The 19,641-nt window shown below is 63.6% G+C and carries 21 protein-coding genes; 6 read left to right on the top strand and 15 right to left on the bottom strand.

Annotation, left to right across the window (positions count from 1 at the left end; all coding sequences use genetic code 11):
* Positions 1 to 28 precede the first annotated feature (28 nt).
* A complete protein-coding gene (locus tag QCE73_RS04130; RefSeq protein ID WP_035506251.1) occupies positions 29 to 262 on the bottom strand; it encodes a hypothetical protein in 234 nt (77 codons plus the stop codon).
* 324 nt (positions 263 to 586) lie between these two features.
* Positions 587 to 928: a BON domain-containing protein gene (locus QCE73_RS04125; protein ID WP_035506249.1), complete on the bottom strand. Its 342-nt coding sequence runs from the start codon at positions 926 to 928 to the stop codon at positions 587 to 589.
* 452 nt (positions 929 to 1,380) lie between these two features.
* Between QCE73_RS04125 and QCE73_RS04120 the strand changes: the two genes are divergently transcribed.
* Complete coding sequence (locus tag QCE73_RS04120; protein ID WP_309879899.1) at positions 1,381 to 2,868, top strand: RNA polymerase factor sigma-54; 1,488 nt, start codon at positions 1,381 to 1,383, stop codon at positions 2,866 to 2,868.
* 111 nt (positions 2,869 to 2,979) lie between these two features.
* Here QCE73_RS04120 and QCE73_RS04115 read toward each other — a convergent pair whose 3' ends face one another.
* The 9 genes from QCE73_RS04115 to QCE73_RS04075 form a co-directional block, all read right to left on the bottom strand.
* A complete protein-coding gene (locus QCE73_RS04115; RefSeq protein ID WP_035506244.1) occupies positions 2,980 to 3,891 on the bottom strand; it encodes a YihY/virulence factor BrkB family protein in 912 nt (303 codons plus the stop codon).
* A 137-nt stretch (positions 3,892 to 4,028) separates the two neighbouring features.
* Entirely contained in the window at positions 4,029 to 4,376 is a 348-nt protein-coding gene (locus QCE73_RS04110) for a hypothetical protein (protein ID WP_035506242.1), read from the bottom strand.
* A gap of 132 nt (positions 4,377 to 4,508) precedes the next feature.
* The gene (otsA, locus tag QCE73_RS04105; RefSeq protein ID WP_309879897.1) at positions 4,509 to 5,963 is read right to left on the bottom strand and encodes an alpha,alpha-trehalose-phosphate synthase (UDP-forming); all 1,455 of its coding nucleotides are present in this window, start codon (positions 5,961 to 5,963) and stop codon (positions 4,509 to 4,511) included.
* A 191-nt stretch (positions 5,964 to 6,154) separates the two neighbouring features.
* Entirely contained in the window at positions 6,155 to 6,391 is a 237-nt protein-coding gene (locus tag QCE73_RS04100) for a hypothetical protein (protein WP_035506237.1), read from the bottom strand.
* A gap of 224 nt (positions 6,392 to 6,615) precedes the next feature.
* A complete protein-coding gene (locus tag QCE73_RS04095) occupies positions 6,616 to 6,834 on the bottom strand; it encodes a hypothetical protein (RefSeq protein WP_309879896.1) in 219 nt (72 codons plus the stop codon).
* A 221-nt stretch (positions 6,835 to 7,055) separates the two neighbouring features.
* Positions 7,056 to 8,459, bottom strand: a complete 1,404-nt coding sequence (locus QCE73_RS04090) for a sigma-54 dependent transcriptional regulator (protein ID WP_035506232.1) — start codon at positions 8,457 to 8,459, stop codon at positions 7,056 to 7,058.
* Between the two features lie 333 nt (positions 8,460 to 8,792).
* On the bottom strand, positions 8,793 to 9,029 hold the full coding sequence (locus QCE73_RS04085) for a hypothetical protein (RefSeq protein ID WP_309879895.1): 237 nt from the start codon (positions 9,027 to 9,029) through the stop codon (positions 8,793 to 8,795).
* A gap of 81 nt (positions 9,030 to 9,110) precedes the next feature.
* Complete coding sequence (locus QCE73_RS04080) at positions 9,111 to 9,428, bottom strand: YqjD family protein (RefSeq protein ID WP_035506227.1); 318 nt, start codon at positions 9,426 to 9,428, stop codon at positions 9,111 to 9,113.
* Between the two features lie 51 nt (positions 9,429 to 9,479).
* Positions 9,480 to 9,836, bottom strand: a complete 357-nt coding sequence (locus QCE73_RS04075; RefSeq protein ID WP_238210133.1) for a hypothetical protein — start codon at positions 9,834 to 9,836, stop codon at positions 9,480 to 9,482.
* 585 nt (positions 9,837 to 10,421) lie between these two features.
* Here QCE73_RS04075 and QCE73_RS04070 point away from each other — a divergent pair.
* The 3 genes from QCE73_RS04070 (at position 10,422) to QCE73_RS04060 (ending at position 12,852) form a co-directional block, all read left to right on the top strand.
* Entirely contained in the window at positions 10,422 to 11,489 is a 1,068-nt protein-coding gene (locus QCE73_RS04070; RefSeq protein WP_187607176.1) for a sigma-54-dependent Fis family transcriptional regulator, read from the top strand.
* Positions 11,490 to 11,776: 287 nt separating this feature from the next.
* Complete coding sequence (locus tag QCE73_RS04065) at positions 11,777 to 12,331, top strand: hypothetical protein (protein ID WP_035506224.1); 555 nt, start codon at positions 11,777 to 11,779, stop codon at positions 12,329 to 12,331.
* Positions 12,328 to 12,852 (top strand): hypothetical protein, encoded by a 525-nt coding sequence (locus QCE73_RS04060; RefSeq protein ID WP_238288141.1) that lies wholly within the window; start codon positions 12,328 to 12,330, stop codon positions 12,850 to 12,852. The genes QCE73_RS04065 and QCE73_RS04060 overlap by 4 nt, the downstream gene beginning before the upstream one ends.
* A gap of 62 nt (positions 12,853 to 12,914) precedes the next feature.
* Here the strand turns inward: QCE73_RS04060 and QCE73_RS04055 are convergent, their stop codons facing one another.
* From QCE73_RS04055 to QCE73_RS04040, 4 genes are all read right to left on the bottom strand, one after another.
* A complete protein-coding gene (locus QCE73_RS04055) occupies positions 12,915 to 13,316 on the bottom strand; it encodes a type II toxin-antitoxin system HicB family antitoxin (RefSeq protein ID WP_309879893.1) in 402 nt (133 codons plus the stop codon).
* A gap of 12 nt (positions 13,317 to 13,328) precedes the next feature.
* Positions 13,329 to 13,529, bottom strand: coding sequence for a type II toxin-antitoxin system HicA family toxin (locus QCE73_RS04050; protein ID WP_309879892.1), 201 nt, complete (start codon positions 13,527 to 13,529; stop codon positions 13,329 to 13,331).
* A gap of 174 nt (positions 13,530 to 13,703) precedes the next feature.
* Positions 13,704 to 15,053 (bottom strand): AAA-associated domain-containing protein, encoded by a 1,350-nt coding sequence (locus tag QCE73_RS04045; RefSeq protein ID WP_035506214.1) that lies wholly within the window; start codon positions 15,051 to 15,053, stop codon positions 13,704 to 13,706.
* Positions 15,054 to 15,065: 12 nt separating this feature from the next.
* Positions 15,066 to 16,829, bottom strand: coding sequence for an ABC transporter permease subunit (locus QCE73_RS04040; protein ID WP_035506212.1), 1,764 nt, complete (start codon positions 16,827 to 16,829; stop codon positions 15,066 to 15,068).
* Between the two features lie 730 nt (positions 16,830 to 17,559).
* On the opposite strand from QCE73_RS04040, the gene QCE73_RS04035 reads away from it, so the two are divergent.
* Together QCE73_RS04035 and QCE73_RS04030 are read left to right on the top strand one after the other, a co-directional pair.
* The gene (locus QCE73_RS04035) at positions 17,560 to 19,245 is read left to right on the top strand and encodes a diguanylate cyclase (RefSeq protein ID WP_309879890.1); all 1,686 of its coding nucleotides are present in this window, start codon (positions 17,560 to 17,562) and stop codon (positions 19,243 to 19,245) included.
* 106 nt (positions 19,246 to 19,351) lie between these two features.
* Positions 19,352 to 19,615 (top strand): hypothetical protein, encoded by a 264-nt coding sequence (locus QCE73_RS04030; protein ID WP_016344740.1) that lies wholly within the window; start codon positions 19,352 to 19,354, stop codon positions 19,613 to 19,615.
* Positions 19,616 to 19,641: the final 26 nt, after the last annotated feature.

The raw sequence follows: 19,641 nt of genomic DNA, 5'->3' as shown, positions 1-19,641 counted from the left end.
TCAAGCGCAACGCGTGACGCGCATTACGTTACTGCGGCTGACCCTTGTCGTTCGTGCCGAGCGCCGAAGCCGCCGCCGCTGCCGACGCGCCCTTCAGCTTGTGCGCCTTGTCCTGCTGATGCAGATAGGTGCCCTTCTGCTTCTTCGCATGCGCGCCAGCATCCGCGCCTGCCGTGGCCGCATCGGACGCTGCCTGCGCAAACGCCGCCGTCGAGAATGCCAGCGCGAGCGCGCCGATCAATGCCATCTTTTTCGTCTTCATGAAGAGCTCCTGTTTTGCCGGGGCCTCTGAACGCCGGGCTACTGCGCATTCGTGAGCCACCTGTGTGAGTGCCGTCCTGAACGGTCGTACTCGTTTTTAAGTTTCGAAGTGCTGCGAGGTGATGCGCACTGCGTGAAGCGTCATGCGTGAACGTGCGACTGAAGCATCGGGCGATGCGACGCGAACCCTAGCCTCCATGCGAGAACCCGCGCTTCGTCCGATTCATCGCCGCTGATGGCGAATCGTCGAACCCCGCGCGGGTTCCGTACTGCTGGCACTCAACCGCGGCCCGCCGTGGCGAAGCCGGGCATACGAACTATGCCATTACTTGGCGGCAATTTTAAGATGGTTCTTCACGGAAGCAACACCCGACACGTTCGAGACGACTTCTTCGGCGGCGGTCTTGTCCTCCGCCGACGGCACCGTGCCCGTCAGCGAAACCACGCCCCCACGCGTCTTCACGTGGATATGCGTGGACTTGACGTTCTTGGCGCCGAGCAGCTCGGCCTTGACCTTCGTGGTGACGGCGCTGTCGTCGACCTTCTGGCCCATCGACGTGTCGGAACCGCTCGTCGACGACGCCGCAGTGGTTTGCGCGCCGACGTTAAGCGCGAACACGACACACGCGATACCACCGGCTGCCTTCAGGATTTGAGTCGTCTTCATGGCAATACTCCCATTTTTTCGATTTTGGTCTGGCGCCCCGTTCGCCTTTTTCGTGCGCGAGGCGGCTCTGCGATCACGTCCGCGCCGTAGCACGCGGATCGTGAACTTCGTACCGCAACTTGCGTGCCGGACCGACCGCACACGCTATCCGCCCGTCGCAACAGCGCGCTGAAAACGCCGCGCGGCAAGGCATTCGTGCGTCTGCGAACAAATCTTCGACGCTCGCAAAACCGTCCGCCACAGCGCACGCGACGCGGCCCGAAACGCGCGGCGCTTTTGTCTGAGCGCGTGTAAAAACTGCGTGAAAGCCGCGCGGAGAACCGTCCGGAAACGCCGGGCAGACTGCAAAAAACGTAGACGCGGCGCGAGCTTATCGAACGATGGCACGGCTGTTGCTTTACTGATCCGCAAACCTGCCCACTACGTCTAGAACAATCGAGGATTAGCAAGCAATGCCGCCTACACTCGAACTCCGCGCGAAACAAACCCTCGCGCTTACGCCGCGTCTGCAGCAGTCCGTGCGTCTCCTGCAACTCTCGTCATTGGAGTTCCAGCAAGAACTGCGCAACGCGCTCGACACGAATCCCTTTCTCGAATACGACGAGTCCCAGACCGACGACAACGCGCTCGGCGCCGACAACGGCAGCTCGATGGGCGAATCGGCCTCGTCGACCACGGACAGCAACACCGCCGAAGCCCCGCTCGCGTCCGAAACGAACATGGAAAGCGAGCAACGGTCCGATTCGGAATCGCGCGACGACTCCATGAACGAGTTCTCGTCCGATCCGTTCGGACGCGGCTCGTCGCGCAACAACGGCGACGGCGAAGGCTCCGATCCCGCCGACTGGGTGCGCATCGAGCCGTCGCTGCACGAAACGCTCCACGATGCGTTGCGTCTCTATCAGTTGAACGAGCGCGATCGCGCGATTGCGCAGCTCATCATCGAAGCACTCGATGACGACGGCTACCTGCGCCAGGAATTGAGCGAGCTCGCGAATGTCGTCGAGATCGAACCCGCGCTGCACGAGGACGAACTCAACATCGCGCTCAAGCTCGTGCAGTCGCTCGACAAGCCGGGCGTCGGCGCGCGCAATCTCTCTGAATGTCTGACATTGCAGCTCGAAGCGCTCGAAGAGGACACGCCGGGACGCGCGGTTGCACTCGAAATCGTCGGGCATCATCTGGAGCGTCTTGCACGGCGCGAACAGGCCGAACTGCAGAAGAAGATCGGCTGCAGCGCGGATGAACTGCGCATCGCGTGCGCGCTCGTGCGTCGCCTCGATCCGAAGCCGGGCGAGAACTACGGTCAGAGCGAGGACAACTACGTGGTGCCCGACGTCATCGTGCGCCCGGTGAAGAAGCAATGGGTCGTGACGATCAACCCGGCCGTGCTGCCGCGCGCGCGTATCCATCGCATGTACGCGGAGCTTTTCGCGCAATCGGCTGGCGCGAGCCGCTCGCCGCTCGCGCAGCAATTGCAGGAAGCGCGCTGGCTGATTCGCAACGCGCAGCAGCGCTTCACGACGATCCAGCGCGTCGCCGAATGCATCGTCTCGCATCAGAAGGCGTTCTTCGACTACGGCGAGATCGCGCTGAAGCCGCTCGTTCTGCGTGATGTCGCCGATGAGCTCGGCCTGCACGAATCGACCATCTCGCGCGCCACGGGCAACAAGTACATGTCCACGCCGCGCGGCATCTTCGAGTTCAAGCACTTCTTCCCGCGCGAATTGAGCACCGAAAGCGGCGGCACATGTTCGGCCGCGGCGGTGCGCGCGCTGCTCAAGGAAATGATCTCGAAGGAGAACACCCGCGATCCGCTGTCGGATGTGAGTCTCGCGAAGATGCTCGCGGATCAGGGCGTGATCGTCGCCAGGCGCACGGTGGCGAAGTATCGACATCTCATGAAAGTGCCGCCCGCGGAACTGCGCCGTCAGGCATGATGGTTTCACGCTCTCAAGCGCTCGGCGACGACCCGGTCAAGCGAGGCGCCTGAGCGACAGGAGCGTAATCGACAGGCCGTCCGTTCGCGGACGGCCTTTTTTTGTCCGCGGTCAGCGCCAGCCCGACGCCCGATGCGTGCGCTTTCTCGCAGCCGTCGCCGAAAGCTCCGCGCCGAGCAGAAACACCGCCGCCGAGTAATAAAGCCACATGAGGATGATCGCAAGCGAGCCCGCCGCGCCGAACATGTTCGCCGTGCCCGCGTGCGCGAGATAGAACGCGAAGAGCCGCTTGCCGCCTTCGAAAAGCAGCGCGGCGGCGGTCGCGCCGAGCGCGGCATCGGCCCAGCGCATGCGCGTCGTCGGCAGAAATTTGAGCAGCACGGTGAACGCGACCATCAGCACGCCGATCGATATCGCGCGCCGCGTGAGGCCCGACAGCACGATGAACGGACTGCCGTCGCCGAGTACCCAATGGCCGAGTATCTCGACGAGCGCATCGAGCACGAGCAGTATCGCGACGAGCAAACCGGAGCCGACCACGAGCCCGAACGACATCAGCCTCACGCGCAGCAGCGTGACGATGCTTTCGCGCGTGCTCACGGCGGGCGTCGGCCAGATGACATTGAGCGCGCTGTGCAGCGAAGAGAACGTCGCCGATGCGCCGATCAGCACGCCCGCAAGCGAGAGAATCGCCGTGCTGCGCGCGATGTCGGCATGCCACGCGTTCGCGACGATCGCCTCCAGAGTGTGAGCCGCGTCCACGCCCACGACGCCGCTGATCTCGTCGAAGAGCCGTCCTTGCACGGCATCGGCGCCGAAGAACACGCTCGCCACCGCGATCACGATGACGAGCGTCGGCGCGAGCGAGAAGGCGGCGAAGAATGCGATCGATGCCGAGAACATCAGGCAGTGATCCTGCGACCATTGCGTGATCGGATCGACGATCCACGAAAACCAGCCGAACCGCGACGTGCGGCCGGAAGCGACAGGCGCGGATTGAGTGGCGGAGACGTCCTGATCCATCGGCGGAAAGCGTGAGCGCGGCTTGAAGTGTCAATCGACGATGTTAGCCCCGCGCTGCGAATCGTGTGTAAAAAACGGCGCGCTCCACTGGAAGCGCGCCGCGTTCATGTTGCGTTGTGCCGCTGCGTGTCAGGGGCTCAGGGTCGATCGTCGGCCGGGTCGGCGTCCTCGTCGGCGAGGCCGCGAGCTTCGTCCTCGATCTCGTCGGGCAGGATATCGGCGTCGGCTTCGAGGTTGTTATCGCCGTCCGCCGACGCAGCTTCGCCGGTGCCGAAGCGGTCCGTATCGCTGTTCAACTCCGCTTTGGACTGGCCGAGCGCGTGCGCGTCGAGTTCATCTTCGATGTCGCCCGGATAGCGCTTTTCGCCCTGCACGTCCGAGCCGCTGTCCGACGAGTCGCTCGGGCCGAGCGCCCCGGTGCCGTGCCCTTTGCCGTATTCCGCGCCGTCGTCTTCGGGCGGGTTCAATGTACTTCCGCTCATCATGACCTCCTGGGATCGTGTCGATGATGAATCCGCAAGTCCCGTTCCGCGATCGTCCCCGCTTGACGCATGAAAAAACCCCGCGCTTCTTTCGAGGCGCGGGGCTGTATGTCAAAGACGACGTTTGGCGCGGGCTCAGGCCTTCGCCGCCGGGCGCCTGGCTCCGGTCGCGCCCTGCCTCACCGTATTGACGGTTTTTTCGGTCACCGATGTCGCGGTCGCGACGCTGCGCAAGTCCGACAGGAACGAATCGCGCCACACCGAAAGATTGTTCTCGCGCAACGGCGCCATCATGTCGGCGTGACGCGCCTGACGCTCGGCGAGCGGCATCGACAACGCGCGCTCCAGCGCTTCGGACATCTGCGACAGATCGAACGGATTGACGACGAGCGCGCCCGGCAATTGATCCGCCGCGCCCGCGAACTGCGACAGCACGAGCGCGCCCGGATCGGCCGGATCCTGCGACGCGACATACTCCTTCGCGACGAGATTCATGCCGTCGCGCAGCGGCGTCACATAGCCGACCTGCGAGAGACGGAACAGCGCCATCAGCAGATTGCGTTCGTATTTGCGGTTCAGATACTGAATCGGCGTCCAGTCGAGCTGAGCGAAACGCCCGTTGATGCGGCCCGCCTCGCCTTCCAGATTCTGGCGGATGCGCTGATAGGTCTGCACGTCCGAGCGCGTCGGCGGCGCGATCTGCACGAGCGACACGCGGCCATGCCAGCCCGGCGCGTTCAGCAGCAGCCGCTCGAACGCCTGAAAGCGCTCGACGAGACCCTTCGAATAGTCGAGCCGGTCGACGCTCATGATGAGCTTGCGCCCGTGCATGCTGTCGCGCAGGCTTTTCACCTGCTTGCGGTTCGCGAACTGGTCGGCGGCCTTCGCGATGGCGTCCGGATAGATGCCGATCGGATACGCGCCCACTTTCAGCATGCGGCCGAATGCCTGCAGCATGCCGTCGTCTTCGTTGAAGTGGCCGCGGCTCGTGCGCTCCACATAATCGATGAACGATTGCTTGTCGTTGTCGGTCTGGAAGCCGACGACGTCGTACTGGCACATCGCCGCGATCAGTTCCTCGTGCGGCGGCACGGTGCGCATGATCTCGGGCACCGGAAACGGAATGTGCAGAAAGAAGCCGATCGGATTCGCGACGCCGAGCTTTCGCAACTCCTGCGCGAACGGGAGCATGTGATAGTCGTGCACCCAGATGATGTCGTCGGGCTTGAGCATCGTCTTCAGCTTCGCGGCGAGGCTGGCGTTGACGCGCATGTAGCCCGCGTATTCCTCGCGATCGAAGCGCGAGAGATCATTGCGATAGTGAAACGTCGGCCACAGCGTGGCGTTCGAGAAACCTCGGTAATACTGGTCGTAATCGCGGCGCGTGAGTCCGACCGTCGCGTAGGTCACTTTGCCGCCTTTCTCGACGACCGGAGCGCCCGCCTCGCCGACGATCTCGCCGCTCCATCCGAACCACACGCCCCCAGTCTCCTTGAGCGCATCGAGAACGCCGATCGCGAGGCCGCCCGCGCTGGGCTTGCCTTCCTGGATCGGTGCGACGCGATTCGATACCACGATCAATCTGCTCATTACAGCATCACCTCATCAGTTGTCGTTGCATGCTCGAATTGGCGATCAAGGGTATGCAAAAGCTGTGCCTTTTTGTGGGTTTTTGTAAATGAAAGTTTGTATGGAGATGTTACGGACGAACAAAAATACGCGGCGAACGCACGCCGCGTAGAAATTTTTATTCTTGTGCCGGGTGCTTCCGCCGGCCGGAATCACGAGTCCTGCTCGGAGCCCAGGTCGCGTTGATAGTCGATCCCTTCGCGGCGCACGCCGCCCTGATTGTGCTCGCCATCGGGCGGCACGCCAGGCGCGGGGCGGTTCTGGCCGGCGGGATCGTGATCGGCGGGCGGCGCCGATGCGCCCTGGGCGCCGGCTGCCTTGGCGGCTTCGGCGCGCGCTTCGCGCTTGGAAGAATGACGCGCGGAGCGTCGGAGTGCGGGATGCCTCATGATGCCTCCAGAGAAGAAGGCCGTCGCGATAGTGACGTCGGCGGCGTCGGACCGTTGCGCTTGGGCAAGCGCGGCTTCAGAAAAAGCGACCGGCGACAGAACGCGTCGCCGGTCATTGTTGCACCATCCGTTGTAATCCCTACGCTGCGGATGGAAACTTATTCAAACCTTGCACGAATTCTGGGCATTGTCCAACGTCTGCAGTCCTGCGTCCTTCTGCGTTGCTAATACACGTGCGGTGTTTCGCCCGGTCCCGGCGGCGGATCGCCGATAGGCTGCGACGGCGGCTCGGGCGGCTCGCGCGTCGGATCCGGATTCGTGTCGGGCGGAATCGGCGCGGGCGGCGGCTGGTCGGGCGGCGTTACCGGCGGGTCCGGCGGCTGCGGCGTCTGTGCTTCGATACGGTGAACATCGGAAGCGCGATGGGACGGGCTGAGTGGCATGGCGGGCTCCTTGCGGTCTTGTGATCGTACTTTCGCCATCCGTCGGCGCCTGCGCGCCACGCGCGGATGTCATTCGATCGGCAGCAAGGGGCATGCCCCTCATGAGTCTCCGTTGCGCATCTCCTGTCACATTATCGGCGTAGAAAACGCGCCTGCCAATGAAAAACGCCTGCGCACTTTAAAAGCCGCAGGCGTTGTTTTCGTCTAAAGATAAGCGACGTTCAGGTATTTTCGCTATCTGCCTCGTTCATGTCGCCGCCTTCTCCGACCGCAGCCTTGTTCGCGTCCTCGCCGTATTCGACGAGCCGGTTATAAAGCGTTTTCAGGCTGATGCCGAGGATTTCGGCGGCGCGCGTCTTCACGCCGCCGCACTGGTCGAGCGTGGCGAGGATGAGCTGACGGTCGGCCTGCGCGAGCGAGGTGCCGAACGGAATGGTCACCGCCGTGCCCGCCGATGGCTTCGACAGCGAAATCTGCAGCGGCACCGTGGCCGTGCTGTCCGAATCCGTCGCCGACATGATGTACGCGCGCTGCACGTAGTTCTTCAGCTCGCGCACGTTGCCCGGCCAGTTGTACGACGCCAGCATCTCGCGCACGGCCGGCGGGAAGCCCTTTTTCGTGTTGTAGCGGGAATTCAGCTCGTCGAGGAACGCCTGTCCGAGCAATTCGACGTCCTTGCCCCGCTCGCGCAACGGCGGCAGGTTGATCGGGAATACGTTCAGCCGGTGATAGAGATCGAGGCGCAGTTTGCCTTCGAGCACGGCCTGCTCGGGATCGCGATTGGTCGCGGCGATGAGGCGCACGTCCGTCTCGAGTTCCTTGGTCGTGCCGACGCGCATGAACATGCCCGTCTCCAGGACGCGCAGCAACTTCACCTGAAGCTCGATCGGCATTTCGGTGATTTCGTCGAGGAACAGCGTGCCGCCGTTCGCGCGCTCGAAATAGCCCTTGTGCTGCCGATCTGCGCCCGTGAACGAGCCGCGCTCGTGGCCGAACATTTCCGATTCGATCAGGTTCGGCGAGATCGCGCCGCAGTTCACCGCGATGAACGAATGCTTGCGGCGCAGGCTGAGCTCGTGCAGCGTCTGCGCGGCGACTTCCTTGCCGGTGCCCGATTCGCCGATCAGCAACACCGACGCGGCCGTCGGCGCGACGCGGCCGATCTGGTCGTACACCGTTTGCATCGCGGGCGAATTGCCGAGCATCAGGCCGAAGCGGCCCATGCGGCGCAGCTCGCCGCGCAAGGTGCCGATTTCCGCTTTCAGGTCGCCGGCGCGCGGCAGGCGCGAGAGGATGGCCTTCACGCGCTGCATGTTGATCGGTTTGACGAGATAGTCGGTCGCGCCCATCTTGAGCGCGCTGACAGCCGATTCGACCGTCGCGTGGCCGGTTATCACGATGACCTCGACGCCCGAGCGCGGGTCGAGATCCTCGAAAAGATCGACGCCCGTGCCGTCGGGCAGCTTGAGATCGGTGAATACGACGTCCGGCGTCTGCCGCACGAGCTGAATGCGTGCCTCGCGCAAATCGCCGGCGGTGGCCGTCGTCAATCCGTCTTCGCCGATGATCGCGGCTAGCGCCTCGCGGGTACTGGGATCGTCATCGACAATCAATACGTGTGGCATTGCGTCTCGAATTCTTCCAAAGCGTTTTCAGGGTCACACGCCATGAAGTGGCATGGTCTTCTCCGTGCGGCATGGACGCCGTACGGGCCGGTGCGATTCGCGATGGCCGCCGATTAAAGGTAATCGCGCGACGCGAAATGCGCAAAAAATAGAATAATTTCCGATGATCCGCACGCTTGGTTCAAACCCAGCGTAAGTTTTTCCATTTAGACAACTTATGGCCGGAGTTTCACCGATTATAAGCGTTTATCACGCGAAAAAACGCACGCTGATTCAGCGCGCGTTTCTTTGGTCGCATCATTAAAAAGCGATAGCGGGTTGATGAAGTCCGGCTCAACTCCGCGGAAAATGCCACGCATCCGGAGTGCCGCCGACCACGCCATGGCCATTTACGACCTTCGCGCTTGCGCCAGTCGACGGGCTCAGCACCTTGCCGCCCTCGTCTTCCCAACGGTTCAGGTCACGCGCTGCCCGCCGTCCGGCGAGATCCTGCGATTGCACCCACTTCCACGCGAGAACGCTGCCTACTGCGAACAACGCGCCGAAAATTCCGATCGAGGGCCGTGCCATTGTGTTCTCTCCCATCATCAATAAAATTCGCCGACGCGTTTAAACGACGGCTCCGCGCATTCATGATGAATGCGCGGCGAATCAGCGGGAAACCAGAAGCCCCACCAGAAAGCCGACGCCCGCCGCAATGCCGAGCGACTGCCACGGATTGTCCTTCACGTATTTCTCGGTGCAATCGACGCCCGCGCGATAACGGCTTTGCGCGTTCGCCTGCGCATCTTCCAGCGCGCCGCGCGCCGAATCGACGTGATCGCGCAAACGCGTACGCAGCGCTTCGACGCCCTCGCCGGGCAGCGTCGCCGATAAACGCAGCAATTCCTCCGAATCGTTCAGCAGCACCTTGATGTCTTCGATGATCTTTTGCTTGCCCAACGCAAGCTGGACAGTCGTTTGACTCATAGGATGTAGTCCTCGCCTAATTGGGTTTGTCCGAGCGCGCCGATGCGACGATCAGCGCGTTTCGGCGACGGGAAGGCGGGGCACGGCAAGGCGCCCGCCCGCTTCGAGACGCGCGCGCAGGCTGCGCACGACGCCGCTTGCCATCAGCGCGCCGCCCATCGCGCCGAACACGAGGCTCGTCACGTTCGCGGCGCGTGCGAGCGCAGGCGTGCCCGCCGCATAGCCTAGCACCGCGCACATCAGCGCGGTGACGAGCGCGACGGCGGCCCAGTGATAGATGTCGATCGGCTCGCCCGTCACGAGTTCCTGACGATCGCCGCCCGAACCGTTCGCGCGTCGCGTGCGAAGCGGCCGTGTGGGCGTGGTGCGCTCGTGTGCGGGCCCGTCGAAAATAAAGAAGTCTTCCATGATGCTTTTGCCTCTCTCGCCCATTCTCGTGTGTGCGCCTCAGGGCGATGCTCGTCGGCGACTTTTCGAACAAGTATCACGATGACCGAGCTTACGCAGCTTTCGTGCCAGTGACGCTGAACCGAAGCCTGCCGCTCGCCCGCGACGCCGCGCCGCGATGATCGGGTAACAATTACGCTGTGCCTTTGTAAATTCTCGGTGCGTAAAGGAGAACCTTTCCGGAAGTGCGCCGCACTCACCGCGCGGTTCAGACAAAATGCGCCCCGCGCCGGCCAGCGCATTGCCGCAATGTCGTTGCGAATGGTTAAATAGCGTTTATGAGATAGGCTCGTCTGTAAACAATCGGCGCTGCGAAATACCCGATGCAGACGTTCCTGGACCGACGCACCACGAGGAAGAGCGCTCACGGCTAGCGTGAGCACGACGGGCAACGCGCACGGGCGCGTCATATGCCGATGCGCGCGGTCACCCACGGTTGCGCCGCTCGCGCGCGCCGAACCGCGCCACGCCGGCTGCACGACCGGGGGCGCCCGCGCAGGCCGCCGCCCGCCCACGACATACGCAGAACTGGAACGATCAGGACACATGGCGTCAACCGATCTGGATCCGCCGCCCACTGCGGTCGGAGATACACCCGCGCAAAGAAAGCGCAACACGGGAGAAGTGCCGGGCCTGAAGTCCTATGGACTGCTCTACGGCTCGTCGCCCGTGATGCTGGAGTTGTATGCGCAAATCGAACGCGTCGCCGCCACCGATGCGACGGCGCTCATCATCGGCGAGTCGGGCACCGGCAAGGAGCTCGTCGCCCGGACGATCCACGACCACAGCGCGCGCAAGGACGCGCCGTTCATCGCGGTGAACTGCGGCGCGATTCCCGATAACCTCATCGAAGCCGAACTCTTCGGTCACGAGAAAGGCAGCTTCACGGGCGCGGTGCAGGGGCGTATCGGCTATTTCGAGCACGCGAACGGCGGCACGCTCTTTCTCGACGAAGTCACGGAGATGTCGCCGGTGCGGCAGGTGAAGCTGCTGCGTGCGCTGGAAACGGGCACGTTCTTTCGCGTCGGCGGCAACGATCTCATCAGCTCGGATGTGCGCGTGATCGCGGCGACCAATCGCGATCCCGTCACGGCCGTGAAGGAAAACGGCTTGCGCGAAGATCTGATGTATCGCCTCGCGGTGTTCCCGTTGCGCGCGCCGCCGCTGCGCGAGCGCGATTCGGACCGCGAATTGCTCGCGCAGCATTTCCTCTCGGAGATGAACGCGCAGGAAGGCACGAGCAAGGTCTTTAGCAAACGCGCGCTCGACGTGCTGCGCACGTACTCATGGCCGGGGAACGTGCGCGAACTGAAGAACACGGTCTATCGCGCGTTCATTCTCGCGGAGAAGACGGTGGAGATCGCGCATCCGCATCTCGCGTCCCGGGTGAAGAAGCCCGTCACGCAGGGCGACGCGATGAACGTCTGGGTCGGCACGCCGCTCGCCGATGCGCAGAAGCAGATCATCCTCGGCACGCTCAAGCATTGCGGCGGCGACAAGCGGCGCGCGGCAAAGGCGCTCGGCGTGAGCCTCAAGACCTTGTATAACCGCCTCGGCGCGTACGAAAACGAAGATACCGAAGGCGGCGACGCGGCATCGGGCAGCGAGAACTGAATCGCCTGCCAGCTTTCATCGACATGACTTGAGAAGCGAGCGCGCACGGCCGCGCTCGCTTTTTTTGTCCGTGACGAAACGCGGATCGAGGCACATTTCGTGCGCTTGCAATTTCTTGCAATTTTCCCGAACCGGTAATTAGAAGCATGCTTCAAAATGCGCGAAGCCCGCGCACCGTGCCGATTTTGCGTTGCCGGGCGGCGACTTGAGAGCGAGACCTCAAGAAGATTCGAGCCCTCGAACCCCGATTGGCAAGCGTCGGGATACGGTAGACGAAGGAAAGCAACATGCAGATCAGGGTCCATCGGCGCAGCCCGCGCGCCGCCGCGCTCGCCGCGGTCATTTCAGGCGTCATCGCTTGCATGAGCCTCAGTGGATGCAACTCGCTCTATAGCGAAGGCGCGACAGCAGGCGCCGGTATCGCGGGCGCGGCGGTGGCGAACAGCGTCACCAGCAACGCCGCGGTGGCGACAGGCATCGGTCTAGGCGCGGTCGCCGCGGCCCGCGCGGGCGTGCAGTACACGCAGCGCGTCGCTCATACCAACACGCAGGATCAGATCGCGTCGGCCGCCGGTCCGCTCGCGGTCGGTGCGGTCGCGCCGTGGAAGGCGGTGCATTCGGTGCCGATCGAAGAAGACGAAAAAGGCCGCGTGACGGTGAGCCGCACGATCAGCAGCGGCGTGCTCGAGTGCAAGGAGATCGTGTTTTCCGTCGATCGCGACGCGACGAAGGACCGCGCGGCCGACAGCGCGTTCTACGTCGCATCGGTATGCCGTGACGGCGACAAGTGGAAGTGGGCCTCGGCCGAGCCCGCTACGCCGCGCTGGGGTTCGCTGCAATGACGCTGTCGCTCGACGTAACTCTGGCGCTGCGTCTCGGCATCGTCGCGGCGGGCGCGGCCGTATGCGTGTCGATGAGCGGCTGCGCATCGATCGGCGCCGCGGCGGGCGCGACGGCCGGCATCGCGACGGGCGCGTTCACGACGAATCCGGCCATCGGGCTGGGCGTAGGCATCGCCGTGCAGGCCGCCACCGACGAAGCCGTCAAGCGCGTCACCAAATCGCTGCATCAGGATCAGCAGGTCATGATCGCGGTGACGGCGGGCATCTCTCAGGTCGGCGAGACGAGGCCGTGGAAGGTCAAGCACACCTTGCCGGTCGAGAACGGTCACGGTGAAGTGCGCGTGCTGCGCGAGTTCGGCAGCGCGCTCGCGACGTGCAAGGAATTCGCGTTCTCGGTCGTCGATGGCGACGATGCGAAAGCGCCCGCCGAATGGTTCGTCGCGACGGCTTGCCAGCAGCCGAGCGGATGGAAATGGGCGTCGGCGGAGCCTGCGGTCGAGCGGTGGGGGAATTTGCAGTAGTTTCCCGGCGAGTCTTTTGGAAAGCGCGGTTTCCTGACGGACACCGCGCTTTTTTCATGGCTTCAGCCGTTGGCGATCGCTTCGAGCGCAACGCGCGCGAGGAAGCCGCTGCGGGTCTCGTGGCGCGCTTCGACATAGCTGTCGATCTTGCGCAGCACGAAGCGCGGCAGGCTGATGTTGATACGCTCCGGGCGGGAATCGAGCTTGGAGAGGTCCACTTCGACGAACGCCCAGATGGCCGTGGCGAAATCCGGATCAGCGATCAACTCCTCGATGCTTCGCGACGTGATCGAGACTTCCGCGCCGTCCTCGATGATCGTCTCGATGTGGAAAAAAATGGCCTCCTTCGCATTTTTGATCGCTTCGTCGATCGTATCTCCGGCTGAAAAAACGCCCGGCACGTTGGGCACGGTCACTCCGTAGCTGCTTTCAGGATCTTTATGAATGGCGAGGGCAAATTCCATTGTCCGGCTCCGTTACGACGAATACAGACGGTTTAGCATTCCGGCGCTTTTGAGAACCGATCTGGCCGTTCCGATCGCTACGTCTTTCTTTGGATGAACCACGGTCACGCGACCGATTTTGGTTCCATGTCTGAAGTGGTGATGACTGCCTCGCGTGCGCACGAGCTCCCAGCCGCCGTCCATCAGCATTCGAATCAAGCGCGATGAATCCATCTCGTCTCCGAATGCTGCGTGTGTAGCTTTACACACGCAGCAGTGATCTTCAAGACGAAAACGTTACGATTCGACGCGCTGCATGAACATTCAGCCAATCGGCCAACGCCAACGAAAAAGCGCGGTCCCGTCACCGGCAACCGCGCTCTCGAATCAACCCGAACCCAACCCCCTTCAAGCCTCCACATCCTCCAGACTCAGCATCTCCGTCTGGTCGTTATACGAGAAAATCTCCCCATAACGTCCCCAGTCGATGACCGCATCGAGCGTCTCCTGCGCGGCCTTGTCGGAGAGAAAGTCCTCCAGTTCCTGCTCGAAGCGCACGCGCGGCGCACGATGTCCCGGCCGCTCGTTCAGCACCTTCTTGATCCGCGCGGCCAGCGGCACGTGCCGTAGCAGATGCTCCGCGAACATCATCTTGCGCTCCTGCGTGCCGAACTCGGCGAACACGCGCGCTTGCGGCGTGAGGAAGATGTCGCCTTCGCGCACATCGGCGAAACCCAGATGCTGCAGCACTTCCGCGATCGGAAAGAGATCGTCGACTTCGAGATGAAGCGTGCGCGCGATTTCGGGCATGTCCGCGCGGCCGTGATACGGCTCGGCCGCGAGCGTTTCGATGAGACCCGCCATCAGGTTGGTCGAAACCGACGGCAGCCAGCTTCCCAGCTCGAGCCCCTTCTTCTTCGCTTCGTCCATCTGGCGCGCGGTCATTTTCGCGTAGATATCGTCGACGAGACGCCTGAACGCCGGGTCCAGACGATTGCGCGGATGCTTGAACGGCACCTTGATCTCGGCCATCACGCGACCGGGATTCGACGACAGCACCAGAATGCGGTCGCACATGAACACAGCTTCCTCGATGTTGTGCGTGACGATCAGCACCGACTTGATCGGCATGCGCCCTTGCGTCCATAGATCGAGCAGATCGGTGCGCAGGTTTTCGGCGGTCAGCACATCGAGCGCGGAGAACGGTTCGTCCATAAGCAGAAGCGTCGGATCGACGACGAGCGCCCGCGCGAAGCCCACGCGCTGGCGCATGCCGCCCGACAGTTCGCGCGGATACGCGTTTTCGAAGCCGTCGAGACCGATCAGGTCGATCGCGGCCAGCGCGCGTTCACGGCGCTCGCGCGCGCCCACGCCCTGCGCTTCCAGACCGGCTTCCACGTTCTGAAGCACGGTCAGCCACGGAAACAGCGCGAACGTCTGGAACACCATCGCGACGCCCTTCGCGGGTCCGCTCAAGGGCTTGTCCAGATAGGTCACTTCTCCGGCCGTCGGCTCGATCAGCCCGGCGATGATGCGCAACAGCGTCGACTTGCCCGAGCCCGAACGCCCGAGCAATCCGACGATCTCGCCTTCGCGCAGCGAGAGGTTGGCATCGTCGAGCACGAGCAATTCGCCCTGCGTCTTGTTGAAGCCGCGGCTGACGTTCGCCACGCGCAGGATCTCCGCGCCGAGTCGCGGCGGCGTGCCTTGCGGGCGCTGGAAGCCCTGCGCCGCCGACGTATTTTTCAGGTTCTGCATCGGAACTCGTCCTCAATCCAGCCGAAGCCTTGCTTCGGCGTAGGCGTATAGCGGGCGCCACAACAGTCGGTTGAACAGCGTGACGAACAGCGACATCACGGCGATGCCGAGAATGATTTTCGGGTAGTCGCCCGCGGCGGTCGTCTGAGCGATATAGGCGCCGAGGCCATGCGCGACGACCTCCGTCTTCCCCCACGACACGGCTTCCGCGACGATGCTGGCGTTCCACGCGCCACCCGAGGCGGTGATCGCGCCGGTGATGTAGTAAGGGAAGATGCCCGGCAACATGCACTTCTTCCACCACTGCCAGCCGCGGATCTGAAAGTTGCTCGCGGCCTCGCGATAATCGTTCGGATAGGACGACGCGCCCGCGACCACGTTGAAGAGGATATACCACTGCGTGCCGAGCACGATGAGCGGCGACAGCCAGATATCCGGGTTCAGATGAAAGCGCACGATCACCACGACGAACACCGGAAACAGCAGGTTCGCCGGGAACGCGGCGAGGAACTGCGCGAGCGGCTGGATTTTCTCCGCGAGCGCCGGGCGCAGGCCGATCAACACGCCGATGGGCACCCACACCACCGATGCGAGCGCGATCAGCACCACCACGCGCAAGAGCGTGATGAAGCCGAGCACGAACACGTGGCCGACTTCGCCCCAACTCACGCCGGTCGCGACGAACGACGCGACTTTCCATACGACGAACACCGTGATCAGCACCACGACCGTGCCCCACGCGATATCGCCCGCGCGCGTGGACGGCACTTTCGCGCGCAGCGGCAAGCCCACGTTCTCCAGCGCGCCCTGCAGCGACGGCAGCTTGATCGGCACGCGCGCGGCCTTCGCGAGAATCCAGCCCGCCGGCACGAGCAGACGGTGAATCAGGCGCGTGCGGCGGATCAGGTCGAGCAGCCACGACGACGGCTCGTCGCCCGAACTCGTGTTCTCCATGCGGAACTTGTCGGCCCATGCGACGAGCGGGCGGAACATCAACTGGTCGTAGGCCAGGATGACGATGGTCATCGCGAGAATCACCCAGCCGATCGCGCTCAGATTGCGCTCGCCGATGGCCGCGGCCAGATACGCGCCCACGCCCGGCAGCACGATCGTGCGGTTGCCGACCGTGATCGCCTCGGAAGCGACGACGAAGAACCAGCCGCCCGACATCGACATCATCATGTTCCAGATGAGGCCCGGCATCGAGAACGGCACTTCGAGCTTCCAGAAGCGCTGCCAGTTGGTGAGGTGAAAGCCGCGCGACACTTCATCCAGATCGCGCGGCACCGTGCGCAGCGACTGGTAGAAGCTAAAGGTCATGTTCCAGGCCTGGCTCGTAAAGATCGCGAAGATCGCCGCGCATTCGGCGCCGATCACGCGCCCCGGGAACATCGCGAGGAAGAACGTCACCGTAAACGAGATATAGCCCAGCACCGGCACCGACTGGAGGATGTCGAGGATCGGCACGAGCACGATCGACGCGCGCCTGCTCTTCGCCGCAAGCGTGCCGTAGACCAGCGTGAAGATGAGCGAGGCGACCATCGCCAGCAGCATGCGCAAGGTCGTGCGCAACGCGTATTCGGGAAGGTTCGCGGGGTCAAGCGAGATCGCCTGGGTCTGCAATGTCGAGATCGGCGCCAGCGTCTCGTGGAATCCGACGGCGGCGAGCGCGATGATGCAGATGATCATCGGGAACGCGACGAAATCCCAGCGGTTGGGCAGGATCCGCCAGGCCGACGCATTCGCCGTGCGATTCAGATTGAAACCAAATTCCATGCAAGGCCCTCCCCGTAAGGCTTTGTTCCGACCGCGCGTGCGCGGGATGTTGCTTGAGACGGCGAACGAACCGTCCGGCGGGCAAGAAGCCTTCGCCCGGAACGGCCTCATGCTCAACGCACGCGGCCGTCGATACGACGACACGTTCAGCACGAATGACGGCGCCGGGCAGCCGCCGCGTCAGACGTTTCCCCGCGCTGAACCGAGCGACACTACACCAACCCGTGTGACAGGCACAACCTTCATGCGGCCCGCCGCGCCATTCCTGCGATGTTTCTGTTGCTCTTCGGCACGGCATGGGCAAAATGAAGGGGCTGTCAGCGTCGAATGCGCCTCGCGCCCGCGTGCTTTCGCTTCCTTTCAGTCTGGCTGCGGCGCGCGCAGGTCGGATTGCCGGCGAACGGCGCTTTCGCGCGGCGCGCATCCGTTATGTTGGACGCACGTCGCACGCCTTCAGAAGGCACTTGATAGGCGGCGCAAAACATCGTCCAATCTTGGCTTATCACGAACAATAATTTGAGCGCCGATGCGATGCGAGACGCCCGATCCGAGCCGGAAAACCGCCTGAGCCACACTCGCCGCCCCGTTGCGAGCGAAAGCCGGAAAGCGGTTGACATGATGCGCTGCAATCCGCGCACCCGCCTAGCCCGCTTCGCGCAGACCGGACCGCTCGGGCGGCACGGCGCGTTGAGCCTGCGAACGGCGTGAACTTCCATTGCGCCCGAGATCGATGAACAAGCTCATCCTGCACCGTGTGATCGCGACGCTCGGCCTCGCGGCGCTGGCATTCGCGTGCTGGATTGCCGCCGGCTTGTTGTCGGACCGAATGGTACAACAGGAGATGACTTCGACGGTGCGCACCGAACGCCAGATGGCGGCGTCCATCGTCGACAACATGGCGCAGATCATCGCGAGCGATCTGGCGATGTCGCGCGCCATTCCCGCGACGCTCGCCCAGATGGACCTCACGCAGAGCGCGCTCGCGGAGTCGCGGAATTATGCCTCGAACCCGGCCGGGACGGAACTCGAACGCCGCAAGGACTGGACCGCGCGCCCCGCTCTCGCGAAGGTCAATCACTTCCTGCACGACGCGCAGGGCTTCTCCGGCCTCGACTCCATCTGGCTCGTCAACGAAAAGGGTTTCTGCATTGCATCGAGCAACGCGGGCGACGACGACAGCTTCATCGGCTACGACATGAGCGCTCGCGGCTATGTGGCGCGCGCGCTGCTCGGCGGCTTCGTCGAGATGTACGGCGTGGGGCGTCTGTCCGGCGAGCCGGGCATCTTCATCGCGGCGCCGGCTTACGAGGACGGCATCCTGGTCGGCGCGGTGATCGCGAAGGTGAGCATCGACCGGCTGCGGCACTGGGTCTCGCGCGCCGGCACCTTCGTGACCGACGAGAACGGCGTCGTCGTGATGGCGCACGACGGCAGGCTCGAATACGAAGCGATGCCCAATTCGCCCATCGCGCGCATGACCGAGCGCGAGCGCATCGAGCACTACCGGCGCGAGTCGTTTCCGGAGCTGCGCGTGGCGCATATCGGCGAGCAGATGCGCGCGTCCGAGCACTGGCTCGCGCCCGCGCTCGCGCAAACCTTCTACGCCGCGAACGGCAGCAACGTGCCCTCGCTCTACGACGAACGCACCGGCCTCAACTCGGGCCTTTCGGCGCATATCGTCCATCCGCTCACGAGCTGGCCGGAGATCAGCCGCAATCACAGCCGCGACCGCTTCCTCGTGTTTCTGACGATGCTCGGCGTCGTGACGCTCGCGATCGTGATCGCCACTTCGTACTCGCGCGAGCGGCGCCTGCACCGCGCGACGCGCGATCTCGCCGAGCAGTTGCAATCGGCCAATACGCTGCTTTCGGCCGAAGCGCGCCATGACGCGCTCACGGGCGCGCTCTCCCGGCGTTATTTCCTCGACACGCTGCGGCACGAAGTCGAGCTTGCGCGCTCGGTCGGCACGCCGCTTTCGGTCGCGATCGCCGATCTCGACCACTTCAAGCAGATCAACGATCGCTTCGGCCACGCGTCGGGCGACCGTGCGCTCGAACATTTCGTCGAAGTGTGCCGCGCGCAGCTTCGTCCGAGCGACGCGATCGGCCGGCTCGGCGGCGAGGAATTCGGCATTCTTTTGCCGCAAACCTCGCTCGCCGATGCGCAAGCCGTGCTCGAACGTCTGAGAAAGCGCTTCCATCACGAGCACTGCGCGCATCTGCCGGACGACGCGGTGCTGTCGGTGTCCATCGGCATCACGGAGCTCGCGCTCGACGATGCCCTCGAATGGATCCTCTCCCGTGCGGATCTCGCGCTCTACGAGGCAAAGTCCCGCGGGCGCGACCGCAGCGAAGTGCGCCCCGCCGATCCCGGCCCGTCCGCGCGGCACACGGAAGACACGCTCGCGGGCAAATGAGCGTCGTGGCATCGCACGGTCATGCGCATGTCGCGACGCGCAGGCATCCCGCAGGTATCATCGATATTCGAAATCGAATGCCGCTGGCGTGAATCGGGAGGTTTGCATGAAGGGAAATCTGGTCATCGTGTGCCGGGATCAGGACGCAGAAACGTTCGACCACCTGCTCGCCGAGTACGGCTCGTTTCAGACGCGGCTTTCGTCGACGACGTGGTTCCTGAAGATCGATCTCGCGCCCGAAGTGATTCAGGATGAGATCCTCTCGCGTCTCGGCAAATACACGACGCACTACATCTTCGAGGCGTCGACGGTGACGTACAACACGGTGGACAGCGAAGCGGCGTCGGCGCTGGAAACCCTCTTCGACTGACGCCGCGCCGCTCCTGCCACCTGGCG

It is taken from the genome of Caballeronia sp. LZ029 (assembly GCF_031451275.1).
Taxonomy (GTDB): domain Bacteria; phylum Pseudomonadota; class Gammaproteobacteria; order Burkholderiales; family Burkholderiaceae; genus Caballeronia; species Caballeronia jiangsuensis.
Note: the sequence above shows the minus strand (reverse complement) of the source record. Positions and strands in the feature narration are given on the sequence as shown.

What these genes read in the sequence shown, in the direction of transcription:
- QCE73_RS04130 (WP_035506251.1), bottom strand. Translation starts at nt 262, where the DNA reads ATGAAGACGAAAAAGATGGCATTGATCGGCGCGCTCGCGCTGGCATTC.
- QCE73_RS04125 (WP_035506249.1), bottom strand. Translation starts at nt 928, where the DNA reads ATGAAGACGACTCAAATCCTGAAGGCAGCCGGTGGTATCGCGTGTGTC.
- QCE73_RS04120 (WP_309879899.1), top strand. Translation starts at nt 1,381, where the DNA reads ATGCCGCCTACACTCGAACTCCGCGCGAAACAAACCCTCGCGCTTACG.
- QCE73_RS04115 (WP_035506244.1), bottom strand. Translation starts at nt 3,891, where the DNA reads ATGGATCAGGACGTCTCCGCCACTCAATCCGCGCCTGTCGCTTCCGGC.
- QCE73_RS04110 (WP_035506242.1), bottom strand. Translation starts at nt 4,376, where the DNA reads ATGATGAGCGGAAGTACATTGAACCCGCCCGAAGACGACGGCGCGGAA.
- otsA (WP_309879897.1), bottom strand. Translation starts at nt 5,963, where the DNA reads ATGAGCAGATTGATCGTGGTATCGAATCGCGTCGCACCGATCCAGGAA.
- QCE73_RS04100 (WP_035506237.1), bottom strand. Translation starts at nt 6,391, where the DNA reads ATGAGGCATCCCGCACTCCGACGCTCCGCGCGTCATTCTTCCAAGCGC.
- QCE73_RS04095 (WP_309879896.1), bottom strand. Translation starts at nt 6,834, where the DNA reads ATGCCACTCAGCCCGTCCCATCGCGCTTCCGATGTTCACCGTATCGAA.
- QCE73_RS04090 (WP_035506232.1), bottom strand. Translation starts at nt 8,459, where the DNA reads ATGCCACACGTATTGATTGTCGATGACGATCCCAGTACCCGCGAGGCG.
- QCE73_RS04085 (WP_309879895.1), bottom strand. Translation starts at nt 9,029, where the DNA reads ATGGCACGGCCCTCGATCGGAATTTTCGGCGCGTTGTTCGCAGTAGGC.
- QCE73_RS04080 (WP_035506227.1), bottom strand. Translation starts at nt 9,428, where the DNA reads ATGAGTCAAACGACTGTCCAGCTTGCGTTGGGCAAGCAAAAGATCATC.
- QCE73_RS04075 (WP_238210133.1), bottom strand. Translation starts at nt 9,836, where the DNA reads ATGGAAGACTTCTTTATTTTCGACGGGCCCGCACACGAGCGCACCACG.
- QCE73_RS04070 (WP_187607176.1), top strand. Translation starts at nt 10,422, where the DNA reads ATGGCGTCAACCGATCTGGATCCGCCGCCCACTGCGGTCGGAGATACA.
- QCE73_RS04065 (WP_035506224.1), top strand. Translation starts at nt 11,777, where the DNA reads ATGCAGATCAGGGTCCATCGGCGCAGCCCGCGCGCCGCCGCGCTCGCC.
- QCE73_RS04060 (WP_238288141.1), top strand. Translation starts at nt 12,328, where the DNA reads ATGACGCTGTCGCTCGACGTAACTCTGGCGCTGCGTCTCGGCATCGTC.
- QCE73_RS04055 (WP_309879893.1), bottom strand. Translation starts at nt 13,316, where the DNA reads ATGGAATTTGCCCTCGCCATTCATAAAGATCCTGAAAGCAGCTACGGA.
- QCE73_RS04050 (WP_309879892.1), bottom strand. Translation starts at nt 13,529, where the DNA reads ATGGATTCATCGCGCTTGATTCGAATGCTGATGGACGGCGGCTGGGAG.
- QCE73_RS04045 (WP_035506214.1), bottom strand. Translation starts at nt 15,053, where the DNA reads ATGCAGAACCTGAAAAATACGTCGGCGGCGCAGGGCTTCCAGCGCCCG.
- QCE73_RS04040 (WP_035506212.1), bottom strand. Translation starts at nt 16,829, where the DNA reads ATGGAATTTGGTTTCAATCTGAATCGCACGGCGAATGCGTCGGCCTGG.
- QCE73_RS04035 (WP_309879890.1), top strand. Translation starts at nt 17,560, where the DNA reads ATGAACAAGCTCATCCTGCACCGTGTGATCGCGACGCTCGGCCTCGCG.
- QCE73_RS04030 (WP_016344740.1), top strand. Translation starts at nt 19,352, where the DNA reads ATGAAGGGAAATCTGGTCATCGTGTGCCGGGATCAGGACGCAGAAACG.